Origin of the sequence: Mycobacterium sp. 3-98 (assembly GCF_035918355.1) — a bacterium.
GTDB classification, from domain to species: domain Bacteria; phylum Actinomycetota; class Actinomycetes; order Mycobacteriales; family Mycobacteriaceae; genus Mycobacterium; species Mycobacterium intracellulare.
The window spans coordinates 1,931,321-1,953,970 of record NZ_CP142360.1 but is presented as its reverse complement, the minus strand read 5'-3'; the positions used below and the strand labels follow the sequence as shown (position 1 = coordinate 1,953,970).

General features: G+C 69.9%; 24 protein-coding genes. 19 read left to right on the top strand and 5 right to left on the bottom strand.

Annotated features, from left to right (window positions below; all coding sequences use genetic code 11):
• The first annotated feature begins 9 nt into the window (after positions 1-9).
• Complete coding sequence (locus QGN30_RS09605) at positions 10-1,254, top strand: glycosyltransferase family 4 protein (protein ID WP_009955843.1); 1,245 nt, start codon at positions 10-12, stop codon at positions 1,252-1,254.
• Between the two features lie 22 nt (positions 1,255-1,276).
• Entirely contained in the window at positions 1,277-2,659 is a 1,383-nt protein-coding gene (locus tag QGN30_RS09600) for a TIGR01777 family oxidoreductase (protein ID WP_009955842.1), read from the top strand.
• Here the strand turns inward: QGN30_RS09600 and QGN30_RS09595 are convergent.
• The 3 genes from QGN30_RS09595 to QGN30_RS09585 form a co-directional block, all read right to left on the bottom strand.
• On the bottom strand, positions 2,637-3,716 hold the full coding sequence (locus tag QGN30_RS09595; protein ID WP_248923173.1) for an NAD-dependent epimerase/dehydratase family protein: 1,080 nt from the start codon (positions 3,714-3,716) through the stop codon (positions 2,637-2,639). The genes QGN30_RS09600 and QGN30_RS09595 overlap by 23 nt on opposite strands.
• Before the next feature lie 25 nt (positions 3,717-3,741).
• Positions 3,742-4,425, bottom strand: a complete 684-nt coding sequence (locus QGN30_RS09590) for a hypothetical protein (RefSeq protein ID WP_014380750.1) — start codon at positions 4,423-4,425, stop codon at positions 3,742-3,744.
• Between the two features lie 69 nt (positions 4,426-4,494).
• A complete protein-coding gene (locus QGN30_RS09585; RefSeq protein WP_014380751.1) occupies positions 4,495-5,235 on the bottom strand; it encodes an Rv1815 family serine proteinase in 741 nt (246 codons plus the stop codon).
• Positions 5,236-5,564: 329 nt separating this feature from the next.
• Here QGN30_RS09585 and QGN30_RS09580 point away from each other — a divergent pair, with 329 nt between their 5' ends.
• The 14 genes from QGN30_RS09580 (at position 5,565) to QGN30_RS09515 (ending at position 16,213) form a co-directional block, all read left to right on the top strand.
• A complete protein-coding gene (locus QGN30_RS09580) occupies positions 5,565-5,996 on the top strand; it encodes an STAS domain-containing protein (RefSeq protein WP_009955839.1) in 432 nt (143 codons plus the stop codon).
• Positions 5,997-6,264: 268 nt separating this feature from the next.
• Positions 6,265-7,386, top strand: a complete 1,122-nt coding sequence (locus tag QGN30_RS09575; protein WP_179300674.1) for a polyprenyl synthetase family protein — start codon at positions 6,265-6,267, stop codon at positions 7,384-7,386.
• A 28-nt stretch (positions 7,387-7,414) separates the two neighbouring features.
• A complete protein-coding gene (crtI, locus tag QGN30_RS09570) occupies positions 7,415-8,935 on the top strand; it encodes a phytoene desaturase family protein (protein ID WP_036459377.1) in 1,521 nt (506 codons plus the stop codon).
• Entirely contained in the window at positions 8,932-9,885 is a 954-nt protein-coding gene (locus tag QGN30_RS09565; RefSeq protein ID WP_009955836.1) for a phytoene/squalene synthase family protein, read from the top strand. The genes crtI and QGN30_RS09565 overlap by 4 nt, the downstream gene beginning before the upstream one ends.
• A complete protein-coding gene (locus tag QGN30_RS09560) occupies positions 9,882-10,205 on the top strand; it encodes a lycopene cyclase domain-containing protein (RefSeq protein WP_014385499.1) in 324 nt (107 codons plus the stop codon). The genes QGN30_RS09565 and QGN30_RS09560 overlap by 4 nt, the downstream gene beginning before the upstream one ends.
• Complete coding sequence (locus QGN30_RS09555; RefSeq protein ID WP_009955833.1) at positions 10,202-10,513, top strand: lycopene cyclase domain-containing protein; 312 nt, start codon at positions 10,202-10,204, stop codon at positions 10,511-10,513. The genes QGN30_RS09560 and QGN30_RS09555 overlap by 4 nt, the downstream gene beginning before the upstream one ends.
• On the top strand, positions 10,500-11,225 hold the full coding sequence (locus QGN30_RS09550; RefSeq protein ID WP_095763584.1) for a class I SAM-dependent methyltransferase: 726 nt from the start codon (positions 10,500-10,502) through the stop codon (positions 11,223-11,225). The genes QGN30_RS09555 and QGN30_RS09550 overlap by 14 nt, the downstream gene beginning before the upstream one ends.
• The gene (locus tag QGN30_RS09545; protein WP_201405998.1) at positions 11,222-12,754 is read left to right on the top strand and encodes an FAD-dependent oxidoreductase; all 1,533 of its coding nucleotides are present in this window, start codon (positions 11,222-11,224) and stop codon (positions 12,752-12,754) included. Before QGN30_RS09550 ends, QGN30_RS09545 begins: the two co-directional genes overlap by 4 nt.
• Complete coding sequence (locus tag QGN30_RS09540; protein WP_248923174.1) at positions 12,751-13,755, top strand: DUF5914 domain-containing protein; 1,005 nt, start codon at positions 12,751-12,753, stop codon at positions 13,753-13,755. The genes QGN30_RS09545 and QGN30_RS09540 overlap by 4 nt, the downstream gene beginning before the upstream one ends.
• Before the next feature lie 91 nt (positions 13,756-13,846).
• Entirely contained in the window at positions 13,847-14,206 is a 360-nt protein-coding gene (locus QGN30_RS09535) for a DUF2784 domain-containing protein (RefSeq protein WP_008259115.1), read from the top strand.
• A gap of 307 nt (positions 14,207-14,513) precedes the next feature.
• Entirely contained in the window at positions 14,514-14,945 is a 432-nt protein-coding gene (locus tag QGN30_RS09530) for a hypothetical protein (RefSeq protein ID WP_008259117.1), read from the top strand.
• Complete coding sequence (locus tag QGN30_RS09525; RefSeq protein WP_008259118.1) at positions 14,942-15,157, top strand: DUF2945 domain-containing protein; 216 nt, start codon at positions 14,942-14,944, stop codon at positions 15,155-15,157. Before QGN30_RS09530 ends, QGN30_RS09525 begins: the two co-directional genes overlap by 4 nt.
• 20 nt (positions 15,158-15,177) lie before the next feature.
• Positions 15,178-15,510 carry a DUF3140 domain-containing protein gene (locus QGN30_RS09520; protein ID WP_009955826.1) on the top strand — a complete coding sequence of 111 codons (333 nt, stop codon included), beginning with the start codon at positions 15,178-15,180 and terminating at the stop codon, positions 15,508-15,510.
• 136 nt (positions 15,511-15,646) lie between these two features.
• Positions 15,647-16,213, top strand: coding sequence for a MarR family winged helix-turn-helix transcriptional regulator (locus tag QGN30_RS09515; RefSeq protein ID WP_008259120.1), 567 nt, complete (start codon positions 15,647-15,649; stop codon positions 16,211-16,213).
• Positions 16,214-16,228: 15 nt separating this feature from the next.
• On the opposite strand, the gene QGN30_RS09510 is transcribed toward QGN30_RS09515, so the two are convergent.
• Both QGN30_RS09510 and fni read right to left on the bottom strand, forming a co-directional pair.
• A complete protein-coding gene (locus tag QGN30_RS09510; protein WP_008259121.1) occupies positions 16,229-17,479 on the bottom strand; it encodes a glycosyltransferase in 1,251 nt (416 codons plus the stop codon).
• A gap of 11 nt (positions 17,480-17,490) precedes the next feature.
• Positions 17,491-18,537 (bottom strand): type 2 isopentenyl-diphosphate Delta-isomerase, encoded by a 1,047-nt coding sequence (gene fni / locus QGN30_RS09505; protein ID WP_008259122.1) that lies wholly within the window; start codon positions 18,535-18,537, stop codon positions 17,491-17,493.
• A 144-nt stretch (positions 18,538-18,681) separates the two neighbouring features.
• Between fni and QGN30_RS09500 the strand changes: the two genes are divergently transcribed.
• Genes QGN30_RS09500 through QGN30_RS09490 form a run of 3 tightly spaced genes read left to right on the top strand, consistent with a single transcriptional unit; the run spans position 18,682 to position 22,594 of the window.
• On the top strand, positions 18,682-20,778 hold the full coding sequence (locus QGN30_RS09500) for an MMPL family transporter (protein ID WP_248923176.1): 2,097 nt from the start codon (positions 18,682-18,684) through the stop codon (positions 20,776-20,778).
• Positions 20,775-21,254, top strand: a complete 480-nt coding sequence (locus QGN30_RS09495) for a TspO/MBR family protein (RefSeq protein WP_008259124.1) — start codon at positions 20,775-20,777, stop codon at positions 21,252-21,254. Before QGN30_RS09500 ends, QGN30_RS09495 begins: the two co-directional genes overlap by 4 nt.
• A gap of 11 nt (positions 21,255-21,265) precedes the next feature.
• Entirely contained in the window at positions 21,266-22,594 is a 1,329-nt protein-coding gene (locus QGN30_RS09490) for a cryptochrome/photolyase family protein (RefSeq protein ID WP_008259125.1), read from the top strand.
• Positions 22,595-22,650: the final 56 nt, after the last annotated feature.

The window sequence follows — 22,650 nt, the reverse complement described above, 5'->3', positions numbered from 1 at the left end:
GACCACGAAGTGAAGATCCTGATGGTGTCGTGGGAGTACCCGCCGGTGGTCGTCGGCGGGCTCGGCCGGCACGTCCACCACCTGTCCACCGCGCTGGCGGCCGCAGGTCACGACGTCGTGGTGCTGTCACGCCGACCCACCGGGACCGATCCCCGCAGCCATCCGTCGTCCGACCAGATCAGCGAGGGTGTTCGGGTGATCGCGGCCGCGCAGGATCCGCACGAGTTCACCTTCGGCACCGACATGATGGCCTGGACGCTCGCGATGGGGCATTCCATGGTCCGCGCCGGGCTGAGCCTGAAGAAACCCGGCAGCAGCCACGCGTGGCGGCCCGACGTCGTGCACGCCCACGACTGGCTGGTGGCCCATCCGGCGATCGCGCTGGCCCAATTCTATGACGTGCCAATGGTTTCCACGATCCACGCGACCGAGGCCGGTCGGCATTCCGGCTGGGTCAGCGGCGCGCTCAGCCGTCAGGTGCACGCGGTCGAGTCCTGGCTGGTGCGCGAATCCGATTCGCTGATCACCTGTTCGGGGTCGATGGCCGACGAGATCACCGAACTGTTCGGTCCGGGGCTGGCCGAGATCACCGTGATCTGCAACGGCATCGAGACGGCGCGGTGGCCGTTCGCGGCGCGGCGGCCGCGCACGGGGCCGGCCGAACTGCTTTACCTGGGGCGGCTGGAGTACGAGAAGGGGGTGCACGACGTCATCGCCGCGCTCCCGCGGGTCAGGCGCACCCACCCGGGCACCACGCTGACCATCGCCGGCGAGGGCACCCAGCAGGGCTGGCTCATCGAGCAAGCCCGTAAACACCGGGTGTTCAAGGCGATTCGGTTCGTCGGGCACCTCGAGCACGCGGAGCTGTTGGCCGTACTGCATCGCGCCGACGCCGCGGTGTTGCCCAGCCACTACGAGCCGTTCGGCATCGTGGCGCTCGAGGCGGCCGCGGCCGGCACTCCCCTGGTGACGTCGAACATCGGCGGGCTGGGCGAGGCGGTGATCGACGGTCGGACCGGCGTATCGTGCCCGCCCCGGGACGTGACCCGGCTGGCCGCGGCGATTCGCACCGTCCTCGACGATCCGCGCGCCGCGCAACAACGCGCCCGGGCCGCCCGCGAACGCCTCACGTCCGACTTCGATTGGCATACGGTGGCCGACAAGACCGCGCAGGTCTATCTGTCGGCCAAGCGCGGCGAGCGGCAGCCGCAGGCGCGACTCCCCATCGTCGAACACGCCTTGCCGGACCGGTAGCGAGCTTTCTAACGTTTCAGGCATGGGCCTGGACTATTCGAGCGTGGTGCACGCGCCGATCACGGACGTCTTCGATTGGCATGCCAGGCCGGGTGCCTTCCACCGCCTCTCGCCGCCGTGGCAGCCGATGCGCCTCATCGCCGAGGCATCCTCGCTCGAGGACGGGCGGGCGACGCTGGCGCTGCCCGGCGGCCTGCGCTGGATCGCCGTGCATCAGCCGGACGGCTACGATCCCCCGCGCCGGTTCGTCGACGCCCTCGGTGGTGACGGCCTGGCCACGCTTCCGGCGCGAATGGCGTTGCGCTGGCGCCACACCCACGAGTTCGTAGACATCGGCGATGACCGCACGCGGGTGATCGACCGGGTCGAGACCGCGGTGCCGGGATCGCTGTTGCGGCCCATGTTCGACTACCGGCACCGCCAGCTGGCCGACGACTTGGCTGCCCACCGGTTGGCCGCCGAGAACGGTCTGAAGCGATCGACGATCGCCGTCACCGGATCGTCGGGGCTGGTCGGTTCGGCGCTGACGGCGTTTCTGCGCACCGGCGGGCACCGGGTCATCCTGCTGGTCAGGCGCGACGCACGCGACACCGACGAACGGCGTTGGGACCCCGAGGATCCCGACCCGCAGCTGTTGGCCGGAGTCGACGCGGTCATCCATCTGGCTGGCGCCTCCATCGCCGGACGGTTCACCGACAAGCACCGGGATGCCATCCGGGACAGCAGGATTGGGCCCACCCGGCGCCTCGCCGAACTCTTGGCCCGCACCGACCCCCGGCCCGCCGTGCTGATCTCGGCGTCATCGGTCGGCTATTACGGATACGACCGCGGCGACGACACGCTGAGCGAGGACAGCGACCGTGGGGAGGGATTCCTGGCCGACGTGGTGGCCGACTGGGAGGAGGCGACCGCACCCGCGCAGGAGGCGGGGCTGCGGGTGGTGCGGGTGCGCACCGGCATCGTCCAGTCACCGCGCGGCGGCACGCTGAGGCTGATGCGTCCGCTGTTTGCCGCCGGGCTCGGGGGGCGATTGGGCGACGGCAGGCAATGGCTGTCCTGGATCGGAATCGACGACCTGGTCGATGTGTATCACCGCGCGCTGTGGGACACGGCGCTGTCGGGGCCCGTGAATGCCGTTGCGCCGCAACCCGTCCGCAACGCGGAGTACACGTCGACCCTGGCGGCGGTGCTGCATCGGCCGGCCGTGTTGCCGGTGCCGTCGCTGGGGCCTCGCCTCCTGCTCGGGGGGCAGGGCGCCCGCGAACTGGCCTGCGCGAGCCAGCGGGTGGCACCCCGCAAGCTCGTCGCGGCCGGGCACCGGTTCCGTCAACCCGACCTGACCCAGGCGCTGCGTCACCTGTTGGGCCGCGGGCAGTCAACGGTTAGGGCACCCGGCGGACGGTGAGCGGGCCTTCGTGAAGGTCGCGGCTGATGGCCTCGGCGCACGAACGCGCACGAAGGACGGGGCTCTGGGTTCCCCAGGTATGCAAGAACCCGTCGACCAGGTCGGCCAGCGCAGCCTCGGAACTCCACCGCGGCGACCATCCGAGAACGTTACGCGCGCGGTCGGTGCCCAGCAGCGGCAACGAAAACGCCATGTCCAGCCAGCCACGATCGAGGGGTTGCAACCTGGCCCGCCACGACGCCGCCACCAACAGCCCCAGTAGCGGGGAGGGCACGTGAATCGGGCGTGCCCGCAACGCCTTTGCGATGTCATCGCGGCCGACCGGCGGTTCGGCGGCCAGGTTGAAGGGCCCGAGTGCGCGGCGCTCGATCGCCTTGACGCACGCGTCGGCGACGTCGTCGGCGTGCACGATGGACACGCTCAGCGAGCGGTCCAGCGGTAGCAGCGGCAACCAGCGCACCCAACGCGGGTCCACGTAGGCGGGCAGGGTGTAGCGTCGCAGGCCCAACGCGGCGTCGCGCTGCAGGATGAAACCGGGCCTCATCCGGGTGATTCCGACCCCGTCGGGGTTGTGCCCCTCGTAGCCGTCGAGCATGTGCTCCACCGCGGATTTCGCCCTGCTGTACGCGGAGGATGGTATGCCCGCGGTCGAGAAGGTCTCGTCGACCTTCTGCCCGTATCGCCCGGCGGCGTAGGTCCCCACCGACGACATGTGCAGCAGGTGCGGCACTTTCGCGTTGTGTGCCGCGCTCAATACCGCCGCGCTGCCGTTGACCCCGACCGCGTCCAAATAACGCCTGTTGCGTGTGGGCTGGAAACCCCACGCCAGATGGACCACGCACGCGGCCCCGCGGAAGACCTTGAGCAGCTCGAGCTCCACGCCCGGGTCGGCCAGGTCCAGCTCGTGCCAGTGGGCGGACCGGTACACGTCGTCCGAAGGCGGTCGCCTCCGGCTGATTCCGACGATCTCATAGTCCGAGTCGTCGGCGGTGAGCCGGCGCAGTAAGGCGGTGCCGACGTTGCCGCTGGCCCCGGTGATCACGATGCGCTTGGGCACCGGCTACCCCCTTTCCTACGCCCGGTTACTCATCGGCATCCCTGCCGTCACGGCTCTGCCGATACGCGCGGGCGCGCAGGTCGGCGAGCCACCGCGGGTGCAGGCTCAGGCCCGGCGCGGTGTTGACGACGGGATCGAACGACACGTCGCGATGCTGTTCGTCGTCGACGACCGCGGTCAGCGTCAAGTGGCCCACCGGGGTGAAATGCCCTCTGCCGCAGGCTTGGTCGAGCGCGATCTCGATATTGCCGCGTTCGAGACGGTTGCGGACGTTGGCCAGCGACAAGCCGAGGCCGTCGATGTCGCTCGGGGTGCGGGCCCGCAGCCACCAATTGTGGTTCTGATAGTGCAACGGCATCAGGGTGGTCAGTGTCTGTCCGTTCCACGACGCGGTCGGCCGCAGCGCCACCGCCCGGGACAGCACCCCCGACCCGGCGGACACGAGCAAGATGTCCCACGGCTTTCCCGCCGGCTCCGGGGGCGTCAACCGGAAAGCCAGGCCGACGAAGTCGGGCAGCGCGCCCGGTGTGCCGCTGGCCTTGGATACCCGGGCAACGATCTCCGACGAGGGGATCGGCAAGCCCTGACCCGCCGGGGCGATGCGTTCGATGAAGCCCCTCGCCAGCACCCCGCTCGGATGAAAGATCCGTTTGCCCCGGATCGCGGAGCCCCACTGGAAGGGCAGCGCCACAAGATCGAAAACATTCACCGGCGGCGGATTCCCGTTCTGTGTCGGGGGAAACACGCCGCGCGACGTCCCTGGGTGACGACGGGACGGCTACGGCGCCGCCACAGCGCGAGCGGCGGTGCGCCAGTTGATCATGCGCAGAGCGGGCAGCTGTTGTTGCCCGCTGTAGGAGTGGCTGTCGATGTAGACCTGCGCCATGACCGCCTGCCACGACTCGAACTGGGGTGAGGCCCTCCACATGCCCTCGTAGAGCCCCACGATGACGGCCTTGTTGTCGTCGGTCAGCGCGTAGACCGGGCCGCCGAAGTCGCGACCGTCCACGACCATGTCGGGGATGGCGAAACGGCCGTTGGTGACCGTGCCGACCGGCCCGCAGCGCTGCCCGGTCGAGCGGCGCAGCTGACACACGGGCAGGCCCGGCTGCGCGCGCAGCCCGGGCGTCGACCGCAACTGCCGGCCCGTGGGCAACACGTCCGAGGCCGTGACATTGCCTGCAAGAGCGATGACTTCGTATTCGACCGGCAGCATCGACGTGTCCGCAGCCGAGTCCGTGTCGACCTGCCTACGGCCGAGGACCACATCGCCGATCGGCTTGCGGTCACGGTCGGTCACCATCGACTGCCCACCGTCGCACTGCCCGCTGGTCAGCGCGACCCGCAGCCGCGGCTCGACCATTCCGAGCATGCATACCGTGTTGCCCTGACGAATCTCCATTCCCGGAAACACCGTGATCCCCGGGTCGGCGCCAGCCCATCCCGGTGCGCCGATAAACATCATGATGGCAGCGGGCGCAAGCGCTAACCGGCACCAGCGGCGGCCGAGCTTTTCCATTGGGCCGCACCACCCCTCGCGTCCGTCCGTCAAGGGATTCGTCGCGTTTGTTACGTGGCCCGCGTATACCCCGCGGTTACGCCGCCAAACACGCATTCACCACCGGGTTCATCGGCGTCGTTGCTCACCGTCCAGAAAACGAAACTTTGCTACCGCGCGACGGCGGGGACGCTAGGCTGCTGTCAGGTTGAGTTCACAGCTGCGTCTTTAGCGGGAGCGGTGTGCAAACACTGGTCACTCCCTTCTCACCACAATCGATAGGCGCTTCAATGGCTGCTCTTCACTCCGCGGATTCGGCGGACCAACAACATCCCACACGCGGCCGCCACATGGCCCAATTCGCCAGGGCGCACGTGTTCGTCTATGCGCGCTGCCTCGCCACGGTGGTGCGCGTCGACGGCGAGATCGATGCCGCGAATGCGAGAGACCTCACCGAAGCCATCCGCGGCTTCGCCCGGCTCAAGACCCCGGTGGTCCTCGATTTGAGCCGACTGCGCTTCCTCAGCGTCGAGGGCTTTCGGGCGCTGCTGTTCGTCAACGACGAGCTCCGTAAAGCCCGCGTGCACTGCAGCGTGGTCACCGGCAAGGCGATCCGGCCGCTGCTGCGGATCGTGCACGACAACGGGTTGGCGACCACCGACTCGGTACCGGAGGCCTTTCAAACCATCGAAGACATCCTTGCGGCGCGACGGCGTTTCGTCTCCGAACTCGCCCGCCCGAGACAGCCGCGTAGCCGGGTCCCCCGCAGCGCCGCGTCGTGACCCCGATGGGGGTTAAAACACCGCACGGGTTGGCGTTTCGGCTCCGTGCTCGGTTTCGGGCCCAGCGTGACTCGGCAAACACGGATCACCTTCATCAAGTGAATGTTTAAGTTATTGAACAACGTGGTATCTCCCACCGGGCGGCGCGGGGCGGGGCCTGGCGGCTCGTGCCGTGGTTTGCCCGCCTCGTCGGCGGGTATGACCGCGTGTGCCGGGCCAGCGCAGGCCCGGCCATTCCCAGCCGTCCGGGAGGGAGCGCTTGGGCACCATGGGAGCTTTGTCGTTTTCGCCCGCGGGCGCATCACCGCCCGTGACGGGCTCCTCGGGCGGTGACGACTTCGGCGAGTGGCGGTCGGAGGTCCGGCGGAGGGTTTTGGTCGAGGTCGCCGAGTTCGTCGCGCAGCGACGCGCCGCCGACCTGGACGGGGCGGGCATCGAAGCGGTCGGCGACATCCTGGCCGACTTCGTCTCCGGCGGTAAATGCCTGCGGTCGACGTTCGTGTACCTGGGGTGGCTGTGCGGCGCGCCGGCCGACCCCGCGGCGTTGCGGGCCGCGGCGAGCTTTGAGTTGGTGCACGCCTTCGCGCTGCTGCAAGACGACGTCATGGACGGCTCCGACGTGCGGCGCGGCCGCCCGTCGGCGCACCGGCAATTCGGGCGGTGGCACCGGGAACGCGGATTGCCCGGCGCCTCACGGCGATTCGGCGAGTCCGCGGCCATCCTGCTCGGAGATCTGTGCCTGATCTGGGCCGAACAAATGCTGCGGGACAGCGGAATCGATCCCCGGCGGCTGCAATTGGCGTGGCCGCGCTACGACGCGATGCGCACCGAGCTCGCCGTGGGACAGTTCGCCGACCTGATCAACGACGCGCGGCAGGCGCCCGGGCTGGAATTCGTTCTCGATGTGGCACGGCGCAAATCGGGCAACTACACCGTGCGCCGACCCCTGGAGATCGGGGCGGCCATGGCCGGCTGCGGCGCTCACACGCTGTGCCAACTGGGCCGCTACGGCCGCGCCGTCGGCGAGGCGTTTCAGCTCCGCGACGACGTGCTCGGCGTCTTCGGTTCACCCGCGGTAACGGGTAAAGCCAGCGCGATAGACCTGCTCGAGCGCAAGGCAACCAGCGTCGTGGTGGCCGCCCACCAGCTGGCCGATCCCGCGACCCGCCGTGAACTCACCGAGCTGGCGAATCGTGAAGCCCTCGGGCGTGACGCGATCGACAGGTGGAAGGCGCTGATCATCGGGACCGGGGCCGTGGGGCTGATCGAAGAGATGATCGGCGACCGCGTCGCGTCCGCGCGCGCCCACCTCGGGGACCTGCCGATCGAGGAGCCCGTTCGCATCGCGCTGGCCGAAATGGCGGCGGCTTGTACGGATCGCGCCGTATGACCGGTACCGAGTCGGGAGCGCGTTGACCATGCGGACCATCGACGGACGCACCGATCACGTCGTGGTGGTCGGCGCCGGCCTGGCCGGCCTGTCCGCGGCGCTGCACCTGGCCGGGCGGGGGCGCGCGGTCACCGTGGTGGAACGTGAGCCATGGCCGGGCGGGCGGGCCGGGCGCCTCGACATCGACGGGTACCGGATCGACACCGGGCCAACGGTGCTCACGATGCCGGACATCATCGACGAGACCTTCGCGGCCGTCGGCGAGACAAGGTCCAACCGGCTGGAGCTCTCGCCGGTTGATCCCGCCTACCGCGCCGTGTTCGCCGACGGCAGCGCGCTCGATGTGCACAGTGACGCAGACCGGATGGCCGACGCGATCGCCGACTTCGCCGGTTCCGGGCAGGCGGCGGGCTACCGGCGGCTGCGCACGTGGCTGACCAGGTTGTACCGCACCGAATTCGACGGGTTCATCGGTGCCAATTTCGATTCCCCGCTCTCGCTGCTCACGCCGCGGCTGGCGCAGCTGACGGCGATCGGCGGCTTCCGCAGGTGGGATCGCATGGTCAAGCGGCACATCAGCGATGAGCGACTGCAGCGGATCTTCACCTTCCAGTCGCTGTACGCCGGGGTGGCGCCGCGCGACGCCCTGGCGGTCTACGCGGTCATCGCCTACATGGACACCATCGCGGGCGTGGTGTTCCCGCGGGGCGGCGTGCGCGCGCTGCCCGACGCGCTGGCCGCGGCGGCCACCGACGCCGGCGTCCAATTCCGTTACGGCGCAACCGTTACCGCCCTCGAACAATCCGGCGGCCGGGTCAGGGCAGTACTCACCGAACAGGCCGGGCGCATCTCGTGCGACGCGATCGTGCTGACCACCGAACTGCCCCAGACCTACGCGCTGCTGGGCCGCACACCCCGCCGCGCCGTGCGGTTGCGGGCCTCCCCGTCGGCGGTGGTGGCGCACCTGGGTTGCCCCGCGGTCGCTCGCGACACGGCCCACCACACCATCCTGTTCGGCGAGGCATGGGATCAGACCTTCACCGACATCATCCGCGACGGCCGGCTGATGACCGATCCGTCGTTGCTGGTGACCCGCCCGACGGCCGGCGACCCGGCGCTGGCTCCCGAGGGCCGCGATCTGCTCTACGTCCTGGCCCCCGCGCCGAACCTGGAGCGCGGCACCATCGATTGGTCGCGGGCCGGCGCCGCCTACGCCGAGGGCCTCGTCGCACACGTCGCGGACCGGTTGCTCCCCGGATTGCGGGAGGACGCAACGGTTCTCGACGTCGTCACACCCGCCGACTGGGCCCGTCAGGGCATGGCGGCCGGCAGCCCCTTCGCGCTGGCCCACACGTTCGGTCAGACCGGGCCGTTCCGGCCGGCCAACATGGTGCGCGGCATCGACAACGCGGTGCTCGCCGGTTCCTCCACGGTGCCCGGCGTCGGCGTGCCGACCACCCTGATTTCCGGGCGGCTCGCCGCGGACCGCATCACCGGGGCCGCCACGAGGGCCATCGCCGTCCTCGACACGAAAGCCGGTTTGCCATGATGCGCAGCGAATTGGCCGCGGCCGGAATCGACGATCCGCGGCTGCGCGAGGGATATCGCCAGTGCCGGGAACTCAATGCCGCCCATGGCCGCACCTTCTTCCTGGCGACCCGGCTGCTCGCGCCCGACCAACGGCCGCCCGTGCACGCGCTGTACGGCTTCGCCCGCTACGCCGACGACATCCTCGACGATCTCGATCCGCGGCTGGACCCTTGCAGTCGTGGCAGGCGGCTGCAGCAACTGTCCGAGCGCTTCTTCTCCGACGGCGCCCACCTCGACGATCCGTTGGTGGCGGCGGTGACTCACACCGCACGGCGCTACCGGATCAGCGCCGGGCTCTTCGAGGACTTCCTGAACTCGATGCGGATGGATCTCACGGTCACCGACTATCCCGACCGCGAAGCGCTCAACCTCTACATGCGGGGCTCCGCGGAAGCCATTGGGCTGCAGGTACTCCCGATCCTGGGAACCGTGACGCCGATGGAGGAGGCCGCGCCGTATGCCGCGGCGCTGGGCCGGGCCTTCCAGCTCACCAACTTCCTGCGCGATGTCGACGAAGATCTGGTGCGCGGCCGGGTCTACCTGCCGACCGACGAACTCGCGGCCGACGGCGTGGATCGGGAGCTGTTGACGTGGTGTCATGCGCATCGCCGCACCGACCCCCGGGTGCGCCGCGCCCTGGCCGCGCAGCACGAAATCGCGCGTCAGACTTACCGATTCGCCGCGGCGGGGATCGCCACGCTGGCGCGTCGCTCACGGCCGTGCGTGGCAACCGCGGCCGCCCTGTACGCCGAGATCCTGGACTGCATCGAAAGAAGCGAGTTCGCGGTGTTCGACCACCGGGCCACCGTGGGCCGGGCTCGACGGCTTCGGGTCGCCGGTGCGGGACTGATACGGTCGTGGCGGGCGCGAAATGGCGAGCGGGACGATCTCAACTCGGGGGCCGCATGAGCGATCGGTGGCAGTACCTTGTGGTCCTGGCCGCATGCCTGCTGATCACGGCGCCGCTGGAGGCGTTGGGCCCCGGCGTCTACCGACAATGGCGACGCTTCCTCAAGGCGGTGCTGCCGGTCGCCGCGGTGTTCCTGATCTGGGATGAGATCGCCGTCGCCGCGCGCGTGTGGACCTACGACGGCGCGTACCTCAGCGGCCTGAGCATCCCGTTTCGGGTGCCGATCGAAGAGGTGCTGTTCTTTCTCGTCATTCCAACATGCGCGCTGCTGACCTACAACGCAGTGGGCGCCATCCTGGCAAGGGTGCACCGGCGGTGAGCGGTCTCGGCTACACCCTGCCCGCCGCGCTGGCGGTATTGGCCGTCTGCGCACTGGAATTGGCGGTGCTGCGCACCGGGCTGTTTCGCCGGCCGGCCTACTGGCTGTCGATGGTGATCGTCCTGGGATTCCAGATCCCGGTCGACGGATGGCTGACAAAGCTCAGCTCGCCCATCGTCAGCTACGACGATCGGCAGCTGAGCGGGCTGCGCTTCCCGTTCGACATTCCGGTCGAAGACTTTCTGTTCGGTTTCGCGTTGGTCACCGCGGTGCTGCTGCTGTGGGAACGGCAACATGCGCGTCGGTGATGCGGGCCCCGCCCCCGCCGACCTGGCAGCCGCGTTCGACGCGGGTGCCGCGGCCTACGACCGGCTGGTCGGCGCCAGCCCGGGCTACCACGCGCAACTGCTGCTGTCGGCGCGCCGGATGCGGATTCCGGCCCGCGGCAAGGGCTTACGGTTGCTCGACGCCGGCTGCGGGACGGGCGCCTCAACGGCCGCACTGCTCGCCGTCGCGCCGCACGCCGACATCGTCGCCGTGGACGCGTCGCGCGGAATGCTCGACGCGGCGCGCGCGAAGGACTGGCCCGCCACGGTGCGCTTCGTCCACACCCCCGTCGAACAATTGGCGGAGCACGGGATCACCGGGCCCTTCGACGCCATCCTGGCCGCGTACCTGATCCGCAACGTCGCCGACCGCGACGACCAACTGCGCAAGTTCCGCACGCTGTTGCGGCCCGGCGGCACCCTGGCCGTGCACGAGTATTCGGTGCGCGACTCCCGGGCCGCCACCCGCATCTGGCACGCGGTCTGCTGGGGCATCATCATCCCGTCCGGGTGGTGGCGCACCCGCGACACCGCGCTCTATCGCTACCTGTGGCGTAGCGTGCTCGCATTCGACGGCGCCGCGCGGTTCCGGACCCGCCTCGCCGACGCCGGCTTCACCGCCGTGCACAGCGAGACGATGCCCGGCTGGGAAGCCAACATCGTGCACACCTTCCTGGCGGACGCGCCGTCATGACCGCGCACGCCGACCGTCGCCGCCGAACATTGCCCGCACCAACGGGATTGCCGGACGCCGGCGCGCTGCCGTCGCGGCCCCGGGTCGCCGTCGTCGGCGGCGGGATCGCCGGACTGGCCGCCGCCACCGGACTCGCCGAGCGCGGCGTCGCGGTCGAGGTCATCGAACGCGAACCCTACCTCGGCGGTCGGGTCGGCGGCTGGACCGAGCGCGACGGCGGCGTCGACCTCGCGATGAACCGCGGCTTCCACGCGTTCTTCCGGCAGTACTACAACCTGCGCGCCCTGCTGGCCCGGATCGACCCGCGATTGCGGATGCTGACTCCCGTCGAGGATTACCCGCTCATCGACGGCGCGGGGCGGCGCGACAGCTTCCGCGGGCTGCCGCGCACCCCGCCGTGGAACGCCGTCGCCTTCGCCGCGCGCAGCCCGACGTTCCGCCTTCGCGACTTCACCCGCATCGATGCCCGCGCCGCCGCGCCGCTGGCCGCGGTGTCGGTGCCGGGCACCTACGAGCGCCTCGACCACATCGACGCCGCGGCGTTCCTCGAAAACATCCGATTCCCCGAGGCCGCACGGCATCTGGCGTTCGAGGTGTTCTCCCGCAGCTTCTTCGCCGACCCCGCCAAGCTGTCCGCGGCCGAGTTGGCGACCATGTTCCACATCTACTTCCTGGGATCGGCCGAGGGGCTGATCTTCGACGTCCCGTGCGCGAACTACGACAGCGCGCTGTGGCAGCCGTTGTGCGGCTACCTCGAGGGGCGCGGGGTGCGGTTTCGGCTCGGCACCGCCGCCCTGGGCATCGAGGGGGATTCGGCGGGGCGCTTTCGCGTGCACACCGATTCCGGCGAGCCGCTCGACGTCGACGCGGTGGTGCTGGCCACCGACGTCGCGGGCCTGCAGCGGATCGTGGCGGGATCGAGCGGCCTTGGCACCGATGACTGGCGGGCCCGGATCTCGCGGCTGCGCACCGCGCCGCCGTTCGCCGTGCATCGGTTCTGGCTCGATCGCCCCGTCTCGGCGCGGCGCCCGGCGTTTCTGGGCACGGCCGGGCACAAGCCGCTGGACAACATCAGCGTGCTGGAACGCTACGAACGCGAAGCCCGCGCGTGGGCGTGCGCGCATCAGGGTTCGGTGGTCGAATTGCATTCCTACGCATTGGATTCGGCGCCGTCGCGCGCCGCCGCACTCCGCCGGCTGCATGCGGTGTACCCGGAAACGGCGGCGGCACAGATCGTTCACGAGAGGCTGCTGCACCGCAGCGACTGCCCGCTTTTCGCGCCGGGCACCTATACGGACCGCCCCGCGGTGATCACCCCGACACCGGGCCTGGTGTTGGCCGGCGACGCCATCCGGATCGACCTGCCGGTGGCGCTGATGGAGCGCGCCGCCACCACCGGGTGGTGCGCCGCGAACCAACTGCTGAAACGCTGGGGACTGGCCGGACACCCGTTGTCCACGGTGCCCACCCGGGGCCGCTCACCACTGCTGCGATGGCTTGCCACCCGCGAGGGAGCCGCCCGGCGATGAAGATCCGCGACCAGCTGCAAAGCCTGCGGGCGTGGCCCAAAGATTGGCCCCTGCAGGTGATCCCGCGTTCGTTGTGGGCCGATCAGCGCCCGACCTATCGCGATGCACAACCCGCCGTCATCGACGCCGCGCTGCGCCGCTCACAGCACCGCCCCACCGGCAACTGGTACGCGTTCGCCGCCAGCCGGCAGGTGGTCGGCGGGCGGCCGTTCGGCGCGCTCGTCGCCGGCGTCGAGGTCGTCGCCTGGCGCGACGAGCAGCACCGCCTGTGCGTGGGACCGCGCAGTTGCCCGCACCTGGGGGCCGACCTCGCCACCGGCACGGTGCACCGGGGCACGCTGGTGTGCCGGTGGCACGGGCTGACCCTGGACGGGCGCGCCCGCGAATTCGGTTGGAGCCCATTGCCCGGTCACGACGACGGCACCCTGGTCTGGGTGCGGCTCGATGCGGTCGGACGGGAGCCGCCGCTGGAGCTTCCGGTGATTCCGGACCGGCCGACCGGCGACACCCTGGCCGCAGTCGCCCGCATGGAGGGCGTCTGCGAGCCGATCGACGTCATCGCCAACCGGCTCGATCCGTGGCATGGCGCCTGGTTTCACCCGTACTCGTTCACCCGCCTCGAGGTGCTCACCACACCGACCGAACACGCCGACCGCTTCTTGGTGGCCGTGACGTTCCGGATGGGACGCCTGGGGGTGCCGGTCGTCGCGGAGTTCAGCTGCCCGGAGGCCCACACCATCGTCATGCGCATCGTGGACGGGGAGGGGGCGGGCAGCGTCGTCGAAACCCACGCCACCCCAATCGGTTTGGGCCCCGATGGCCGCCCCCGCACCGCCGTCCTGGAAGCCACCATCGCGCACTCGGGGCGGCCCGGGTTCAAGCGGGCATCCCGGGTGGCGCCGCTGATCACGCCGCTCATGCGCTTCGCGTCGAGCAGGCTCTGGCGCGACGACCTCGCCTACGCCGAGCGTCGTTACCAGGTACGCGCCGCACGCGGATGACCCACAGCGGTGCGCATGCAAGAATCGTCGGATCAGTTCCGCACCCGAGTCCGCCTCGGCCGTCACGAGGCACTACGCAGTCGCGGTCGCAGTGACCGTCGGCGCGCACCTTGCGTACCTGCTCTACGTGCCCAGCGGCGGCTTTCTCGCATTGCGCTGGCCGCGCACCATGGCGCTGCACGTGCCGGCGGTGGGTTGGGGTATCGCCGTCGTCACGCTCAGGCTCCCCTGCCCGTTGACCATCCTGGAATCGTGGGCCCGCCGCAGCGCGGGGATGAATCCGCTGCCGACCGCGGGCTTCATCGAGCGTTATGTCGCAGGTCATTTCGTGCCGACCGGGCGCATTGGTGCCGCACAGGCGTTGGCGTTCAGCGCGGCCGGCGTCTCATGGTGCGTCCTGGCGCGGCGGATCCTTCATCCCCGGAGGCGGCCCGTCGGCGTGAACGGCTGAGCGCCGCCACAGCAGCCATACGGTGCCCAGCACCAGCGCCGCGAACACGATCGCGGCCGGCCAGGGGCCAGTTCGGCAAGCCACACACGCCGTTGCAGGCGCAGCACTTTGCGCTGGGCGCCCCGCAGGCGTTGCGACGTCTCGTGCACGGTCATCGGCCATCACATACCCGAGGAGCACCTGTTCAAACCGCAGGACGCCGCGGTCTGTAGCCACAAGCATTTGACTATTGAATACATGAAACGTCTCCGCGATTCGGCGCCCTGCTCAGCGGGAATGCCATAGCGGAATACGGGGAAGGAACACCATGAGCTTCGACAACACCGGCGAGGGCGCCACGCAGGCGGTGGGAAAAGTCACCGAGGCGCTGGAAACCATCGAGCGCGCCCGGGGACACCTGTACTCCTTCCACCAACTCACCGGCCATGCCGACCTCCAACTCGACGAGGCGGTGTCGCGGTTGCACGAACTCGGGCACGCCGGTCTGGCCCAACACATCAGCCGCGAGCTGATCGGGCGCAACGTCCTCCCGGGGCGCTGGAGCTTTCAGGTGGTCGAAGACTACGACGACGGCTACTACCGCTGCTTCAAGGAGATCGAACAGCTGGTGCGAATGCGACTCGCCGGCGGACAGCGCCACCGCTACGAGATGGCGATGAAAGAGGAGCGGCGCACCGCGGGTCACCCCGCCCACACCGCGTCGCCCAACGACGAATCGACGAATGGTGAAAACCTATGAGCAACAGAGAATTCGACAAGGGCGACGCGGTCGAGTGGCAAAGCCACGGCACGACGGTCCGCGGTACCGTCGAGGGCGAGATCACCTCGGATACCGAGGCCGCCGGGCGCACGGTGCGCGCCTCCGCGGACCAGCCGCAGTACAAGGTGCGCAGCGACAAGACGGGCGCGGATGCGGTGCACAAGCCGGACGCGCTGCGCCGCGCGGACTGATTCGTGTCGAGGGTCATCCGATGACAGAGGACAAGGACACCACCTGGGCCCGCTTCCACGACGCGGTGAACATGACCGCCGGTGAGCTGGAAAAGTGGCTCGCCACAGAAGAGTCGAACGCCGTGGGACAAAAGCAGGGCGAGAGCGAGTCGACCGGTCATGCCAGCGGGCGCCGCATCGTCGAGATACTCACGGCGAAGCGAAAAGACCTCACCGAGGCCGACTACGCGCACATGCGCAAGGTTGTCGGGTACGCCAAGCGCCATCTGGCGCAACGTCCACAGGGCAACATCGACGAGAGCCCCTGGCGCTACTCGTTGATGAACTGGGGTCACGACCCCGCGAAGTCGTGACACCGCCTCGACCCACCGGCTAAGCCACGGTGATCCGGTAGGGGTGCCGTAGGCTGATGGCCACCGACCGGACCGGGGGCCGCGCGCAGCGGTCCCGAAACGCTGGTCGGCCTATCTTGCAAGAGGATGCGGGTAAGTGACCAAGCGCGGCGCCGCTGACCGGCGAATGGACCGAGCCGAACTCGAGAAGTTGATGTCGGCGGACATGCGCGCGATCACGGCGCAGTCCGACCGCATCGGCCGGCACTTCGCGCGGCAAAACGAGGTCAGCGGCACCGACTTCCACGCCCTGCTGCACATCATGGTCGCCGAGACTGCCGGAACGCCTTTGACGGCGGCGCAATTGCGGAGGCGCATGGACGTATCGCCCGCCGCCATCACCTATCTCGTGGACCGCATGATCGACGCAGGGCACCTCCGGCGCGAACCGGACCCGCAGGACCGCCGCAAGACGCTGCTGCGCTACGAGAAACCTGGAATGGCGCTGGCGCGCTCATTTTTCACGCCGTTGGGCGCCGAACTGCATACCGCCCTCGCCGAGCTTCCCGACCGCGACTTGGCGGCCGCTCATCGGGTTTTCACGGCGATGATCGAGGCGATGTCCGCCTTCGAATCCACGCTCACCGCACCGGCTCCCAAACGGCCCGCCACCCCCGAGGGGAAGCGCACCCCGGCGAAAGGCCGCGGCGGCGCCGTGCGCTGAGACGCACCGGGCCGGTTAGTGCACCGGGCGCTCGACGGTGCATCCCAACAGCCGCTGCTCGATGAGATCCGCTCCGCGGGCCACACCTCCGGTGGCCGCGAACCCGGCGGCCACCCGTCGCGCACCGTCCGCCATCGTCATTGCCTGACGCACCTTCGCTCTCAGCCGCGCCGGTGTGAGTTTTTTCGCCCTCAGCCGGGTGCCGCAGTGAGCGACCTCCACCCGCCGGGCGACTTCGGCCTGATCGCGGGCGAAGGGAACGACGCAGACCGGTACACCCCGGTCGAGAGCCTTCAGTGTGGTCCCCATTCCGCCATGCGTGATCGCGCAGGCGGCCTTCTCCAGGACGGCGGTGTGCGGCACGAAACGGCATACCGTCGCGTTGTCGGGGCGCGGCAAATCGGTGGGTATGCCCGCCGGAAACGTCGCCACGACGTGCACGTCCTCATCGGCCAGCGCGTGCAAGGCGATTCGCCCCAGCGGTTCGTCGGCCTGCCGCAACGACGACGTGTTCACCAGCACGACGGGCCGGTCGAGGTCATCGATCCAACCCGCTGTCACGGTTTCGGTCGGCTCGAATACGCACGCGCCGATGTGGTGCAACACATCGGGCCATCCCGGATGCCGATACTCGAAAGGCTCGCCTCCGACGGCCAGCAGCAGCGGCGCGCGGCGCATGAAGCCGTCCACCGACGTTACCGGTGGCACCGCCAGCTGCACGCGAATTGCGTTGACGCGCGGCAGCATTGGCCGGTCGAACAGGTACCTCACGATCGGGCGTACCGTGGCGTCCCGCAGGTCACCGACGACGCCCGGCAGGGGCCGCAGCCCGGGACCGAACGGCGGCACGCCCCGGGAGCGCAGGTACGGGGTGAACGGCGAAAACAGCGACCACGGAATCTCCCCGGCGTCTGCGGCCGACAAGGCGCCCCAACAATTCGCGTCCACGATGACCGCATCCGGCCGAACCTCGGCCACGGCCCGACGCAGGTCGTCGACCTCGAACACCGCTCGCCGGCACAGCACGTCGACCGACGAGGTCAAGACCTCCAAGGCGTTTCGCGCCCGCCAGTCCTTCCCGGCAATCGCCTCGATTCGCGGATCGACGGGCGCGGCGTGCACGCCAACCGAGCGCATCGTCGAGACGCCGCCCGCCATGGTGCGCACATGAACGTCGTGACCCCGCCGGGCGAGTTCGGCCAGCAGGGCGCCGACCGGCAGCAGATGTCCGAGTGCCGGCGAGCCGTACGCGAGGATGACAGCCACGTCGCGCGAAGCTACGTAACGCGGACGAGGTCGACGTCGCGCAGCGCCGCGAGGTTTGCCGCACCGCAGCCGTGCAGGCAAACCCGAAGCTCATCGATGAACGGCTGCAGCCAATCCACCACCGCCGCAGTGGATTCGATCGCGGCCGGCAGCAGCGGCCGGGCCACCGCCACGACGTCGGCCCCCAGGGCGATCGCCTTGGCCGCGTCCATCCCGGTTCGAATGCCACCGGACGCCACCAGCGGGATCTCCGGCAGCGCCTCGCGCACCTCCACGACCGCACGCGCGGTGGGGATTCCCCAGTCGGCCAACTCCGGATGGCGCAGTTCGCCGTAACGCACGAACTGTTCGACCCGCGACCACGACGTGCCGCCGGCGCCCGCCACGTCGATTCCGGCAACCGGAAGCGTGCCGTCGGCCCCAAGGAGTTCGGCCACCGCGGCGCCGCCGATCCCGTGGCCGACCTCCTTGAGCAACACGGGGTAGCCGAGGGCGTCGGCCGCTTCGCGCAGCCGGTCCACCGAGCCGGAGAAGTCGGTGTCGCCGTTGTGTTGCATCGCTTCCTGCAACGGATTGGTATGCACGGCAAGCGCGTCGGCGCCCACCCGATCGAGGGCCTTGGCCAGGTCCGGCACGGCCGCCTTCGCCAGCTGGGATAGCCCAATGTTGCCGAACAGCAACGCATCTGGGGCGACGTCGCGAACCGTGAAGCTGTCCGCGGCGCGCTCCCCCAGCGCGCTGTCGAGCATGATGCGCTGCGAGCCGAGCATCATGCCGACGCCGAGCTGTTGGGCGGCGGCCGCCAGATTGCGGTTGATCGTCCCGGACAACTCTGCGCCCCCGGTCATCGCGCCGATGAGGATCGGAGAGCGCAGGTTGGCACCGAAAAACGTGGTGGACAGGTCGATGTCGCCCAGGCTGGTCTGCGTGAGCGCGTTGTAGGGCAGGTGATACCGGTCCAGGCCGGTGCTGACCCCGGCATAACCGACCGGCTCGCTCAGGCACACGTCGATGTGCCGCCGCTTGCGATTCTTCATCGCGCCACGGTCAGCGGTCATCGCCGGCAAGCCTCGCGTCCATCAATGTCTCCGCATCGCGTCCATAATGTTCATAGTGCCCCCTTTCGCGCAGCGCCATGCCGACTTCGTGGCGCTGCGTCGTTTCAGTTGATTAATGTTTAACTAACTGAAAGGGTTGTGTTCGTGGTATGGGAGCCCTTGGCCACCGCTGTGACGGGTCGACGTTCGTGGCTGCTCGCGCTGGTCGCGGCCCTGCTGGGGGTCGGTTTCATGGTTCTCATCGGCGAGAACGCGGCGGCGGGCCAGTCACCGAAATCGCTGCCCGACGACTCCGCGTCGGCCGAGGTGGACGCGCTGTCGCGGCAGTTCACCGGCGGCGACCGCGCCCCGGTGATTGTCGTGGTCAGCCGGACCGACGGCGCGGTGCTCAGCCCCTCGGACGTTTCGGCCGCACGCGCGGCCCGCGATCGGGCCCAGGCCGCCGCGCCGCCCGGCGGGGATGGCGCGGCGCCCGCGCTGCCGTCGACCGACGGGAAGGCCGTCCTGGGCATCGTGCCGATCAGCGGCGGCCTGTCGGGGCTTGACCTCGACCGCACGGTCACGGCGCTGCGCACGGCCGCGGCGAGCGGCCTGCCCACGGATCTGCAGGTGCACGTCACGGGCGGGCCGGCGTTCGGCGCCGACATCGCCAGCGCCTTCACCAACGCCAACATCACCTTGCTCGCCGTGACGACGTCGGTGGTGGCGCTGCTGCTGATCGCCACGTACCGGTCCCCGGTGCTGTGGCTGGTCCCCTTGCTCGTCGTCGGATTCGCCGACCGGGTCGCCGCCGCGGTCGGTACGGCGGTGGCGTCGCTGACCGGGCTGAGCTTCGACGGCGCCACCTCGGGCATCACCAGCGTGCTGGTGTTCGGGGCGGGCACCAATTACGCGCTGTTGTTGATCTCCCGGTATCGCCAAGAGCTACGGCGCCATTCCGGGCACCGCGTCGCGCTGCGGCACGCCGTGCGCCGGGCGGGGCCGGCCATCGTTGCCAGCAATGCCACCGTGGTGCTGGCGCTGCTCACGCTGCTGTTCGCGGCCACTCCGAGCACACGCAGTCTGGGCGCGCTGGCGGCGTGCGGCCTCGTGGTCGCCGCGGTGTCGGTGCTGGTCATCCTGCCGCCGATGCTGGCCGTGTGCGGCCGCCGATTGTTCTGGCCGTTCATCCCGCACGCCGACGACCGGGATTCCGGTGCCTGGCGGCGCATCGCGGAATCGGTCGCCCGTCGTCCCGCGCTGCTTGCGGTGGTCGCGATCGCGGTGCTGGCCGCCCTGGGCACGGGCTTGTGGGGGACCCGGATCGGGCTGTCGCAGACCGAGCAGTTCCGCGTGCGCGCGGATTCGGTGTCCGGTTACGCCGTGGTGGCCGAACACTTCCCGGCCGGCCTGGCCAACCCGACACTGGTTGTCGCGCCCACCGCCCACGCGTCGCCCGTGCGGCAGGCGATCGGGGCCACGCCCGGCGTCGTCTCGGTGACCGAGTCCGGCCGCGCGGAAACGGGGCTGACGAAGTGGTCGGTGGTGATCGACGCACCGCCGTCGTCCGACCGGGCGTTCGGCATCGTTGCCGCACTGCGGGATTCGACCCGGGCCGCCGACCCCGGCGCGCTGGTGGGCGGCGCCGACGCGCAGGCCCTCGACGTCCGGGACGCGGCCGCGCATGACCGCGTGCTGCTGATCCCGGCGATCCTGGCCGTCATCCTGGTCGTCCTGTATGCGTTGCTGCGATCCGCCCTCGCGCCGCCGACCCTGCTGGCCGCGACGATTCTGGGTGCCCTGGCCGCGTTGGGCATGGGCGGCTGGGCGAGCATCCATATCTTCGGTTTTCCGGCACTGGACAACACCACCCCGCTGTTCGCCTTCCTGTTCTTGGCCGCCCTCGGCGTGGACTACACCATCTTTCTGGTCACCCGCGCCCGCGAAGAGGCCGCACGGCACGGCGCGCGCGACGGGATGGTGCGCGCGGTGTCGGCGACCGGAGGCGTAATCACCAGCGCGGGAATCGTTTTGGCCGCCGTGTTCTGCGTGCTCGGGGTGCTGCCGTTGATCGTCCTGACGCAGTTGGGGATCATCGTCGGCCTGGGCATCCTGCTCGACACCTTCGTGGTGCGCACCCTGGTCATCCCGGCGTTGTTCGCCCTCATCGGCGACCGAATCTGGTGGCCCACCAGCCCCGCCAATGCCGAACCCGTTGAACAACAAGCGGATCGGGCCCAACGCGAACGGAGCACGCCGTGAACAAATCGATCTTAGGTGCGACGGCCCTGGGCGTCGCCGCGGCCGCCGGCGCCGGCAGCGTCGCCAGCGCCAACGCCGCCTCGCCGTGGTACGCGCGGCTTCGCAAGCCCGCGTACCAGCCGCCGCGCGCCGCCTTCCCCGTCGCGTGGACCACGCTCTACGCGGACATCGCGGTCACGTCGGCGGTGGCCATCGACCGGTTTCGCGCCACCGGGCGCCATGACCAGGCGCGCAGCTACGCCGCTGCCCTGGTGGTCAATCTGCTCCTCAACGCCGGGTGGAGTTGGCTCTTCTTTCGGTACCACAAGCTCGGTGCGGCCGCGGTCGGTGCCGCGGCGCTGACGGCCAGCAGCGCCGACCTGGTGAGGCGCACCGCGCAAGCCGGCCCGCGGGGCGGGCCGGCGCTACTGCCCTACCCCATGTGGTGCGGCTTCGCGACCGTCCTGTCCACCCACATCTGGCGGCTCAACCGTTAGGGGGCCGAATCATGCCCGCCCTGTTGTGGTTTCGCCGCGATCTGCGGCTGCGTGACCATCCGGCGCTGCTCGCCGCGGCCGAGGCCCACGAGGTGCTCGCCTGCTTTGTGCTCGATCCGCGGCTGGAAAGCTCGTCGGGACAGCGCCGGCTGCAGTTCCTGGGTGACTCGCTGCGGCGGCTGCGCGCGGACCTCGACGGGCGGCTGCTCGTCACCCGCGGGCGGCCCGACACCCAGATTCCCCACATCGCCAAGGAGATCGGCGCGACGTCGGTGCACATCTCCGAGGACTTCGCGCCGTTCGGCACGCGCCGCGACGAACGGGTGCGCGCCGCACTGGGCGCGGTCCCGCTGGTGGCGACCGGCTCGCCGTACCTCGTCTCGCCCGGACGCGTCACCAAGCCGGACGGCTCCCCGTACCAGGTGTTCACACCGTTTCTGCGGCAGTGGCACAAAGTCGGCTGGCGGGCCCCGGCCACATCGGGCGCCGCCTCCGCGCGCTGGCTCGATCCGGCGCGCCTGCAAGTCGAGCACTGCGAAATCCCCGACCCCGGTGTCTCGCTCGATGTCGCCGCCGGCGAGGCCGCGGCGCGCGCCCAGTGGAAGTCCTTCCTCGACAACGGATTGAGAAGCTACGCCGACGACCGCAACAGGCCCGACCTGCGCGGCACCAGCCGGATGTCGGCGCACCTGAAATTCGGCACCGTCCACCCCCGCACCCTGGCCGCCGACCTGGACCTGCGCGGCGGCGGGGCGCAGGCGTACCTGCGGGAGTTGGCTTTCCGCGATTTCTACGCCGACGTGCTGCACCACTGGCCCGCGAGCGCGTGGCGCAACTGGAACAAAGATTTCGACGGCATCCCGACCGACTCCGGCGCCGAGGCCGAGCGCCGCTTCGCGGCGTGGAAGGCCGGTGAGACCGGTTTTCCCTTCGTCGACGCCGGGATGCGGCAGCTGCGCGAAACCGGGTTCATGCACAACCGGGTGCGGATGAGCGTCGCGTCGTTTCTGGTCAAGGACCTTCATCTGCCGTGGCAGTGGGGCGCCGAATGGTTTCTGGACCAGCTCGTGGACGGGGACATGGCGAACAACCAGCACGGCTGGCAGTGGTGTGCGGGCTGCGGCACCGATGCCGCGCCCTACTTCCGGGTGTTCAACCCGACGACACAGGGCGAAAAGTTCGACCCCACAGGCGATTACATCCGCCGCTGGGTGCCCGAGCTGCGCTCGGCCGATGACGTGCACCTGCGCAGGGGCCGGCGGCCGGACAACTATCCGCAGCCCATCGTCGACCACGCCGCCGAACGGGCCGAAGCGCTGCGGCGCTATCAGAGCATCTGATCTCGGCGCTCGTTTGCCCAATCGTGCACCCGTAGCCGATGGGCATGCCATGATCG

Excerpts from the sequence above, each read along its gene's own strand:
- QGN30_RS09545 (WP_201405998.1), top strand. The coding sequence starts at position 11,222 with ATGACCGCGCACGCCGACCGTCGCCGCCGAACATTGCCCGCACCAACG.
- QGN30_RS09490 (WP_008259125.1), top strand. The coding sequence starts at position 21,266 with ATGCCCGCCCTGTTGTGGTTTCGCCGCGATCTGCGGCTGCGTGACCAT.
- fni (WP_008259122.1), bottom strand. The coding sequence starts at position 18,537 with ATGACCGCTGACCGTGGCGCGATGAAGAATCGCAAGCGGCGGCACATC.
- QGN30_RS09520 (WP_009955826.1), top strand. The coding sequence starts at position 15,178 with ATGACAGAGGACAAGGACACCACCTGGGCCCGCTTCCACGACGCGGTG.
- QGN30_RS09575 (WP_179300674.1), top strand. The coding sequence starts at position 6,265 with ATGGGAGCTTTGTCGTTTTCGCCCGCGGGCGCATCACCGCCCGTGACG.
- QGN30_RS09600 (WP_009955842.1), top strand. The coding sequence starts at position 1,277 with ATGGGCCTGGACTATTCGAGCGTGGTGCACGCGCCGATCACGGACGTC.
- QGN30_RS09560 (WP_014385499.1), top strand. The coding sequence starts at position 9,882 with ATGAGCGATCGGTGGCAGTACCTTGTGGTCCTGGCCGCATGCCTGCTG.
- QGN30_RS09580 (WP_009955839.1), top strand. The coding sequence starts at position 5,565 with ATGGCCCAATTCGCCAGGGCGCACGTGTTCGTCTATGCGCGCTGCCTC.
- QGN30_RS09530 (WP_008259117.1), top strand. The coding sequence starts at position 14,514 with ATGAGCTTCGACAACACCGGCGAGGGCGCCACGCAGGCGGTGGGAAAA.
- QGN30_RS09565 (WP_009955836.1), top strand. The coding sequence starts at position 8,932 with ATGATGCGCAGCGAATTGGCCGCGGCCGGAATCGACGATCCGCGGCTG.
- QGN30_RS09540 (WP_248923174.1), top strand. The coding sequence starts at position 12,751 with ATGAAGATCCGCGACCAGCTGCAAAGCCTGCGGGCGTGGCCCAAAGAT.
- QGN30_RS09550 (WP_095763584.1), top strand. The coding sequence starts at position 10,500 with ATGCGCGTCGGTGATGCGGGCCCCGCCCCCGCCGACCTGGCAGCCGCG.
- crtI (WP_036459377.1), top strand. The coding sequence starts at position 7,415 with ATGCGGACCATCGACGGACGCACCGATCACGTCGTGGTGGTCGGCGCC.
- QGN30_RS09525 (WP_008259118.1), top strand. The coding sequence starts at position 14,942 with ATGAGCAACAGAGAATTCGACAAGGGCGACGCGGTCGAGTGGCAAAGC.
- QGN30_RS09585 (WP_014380751.1), bottom strand. The coding sequence starts at position 5,235 with ATGGAAAAGCTCGGCCGCCGCTGGTGCCGGTTAGCGCTTGCGCCCGCT.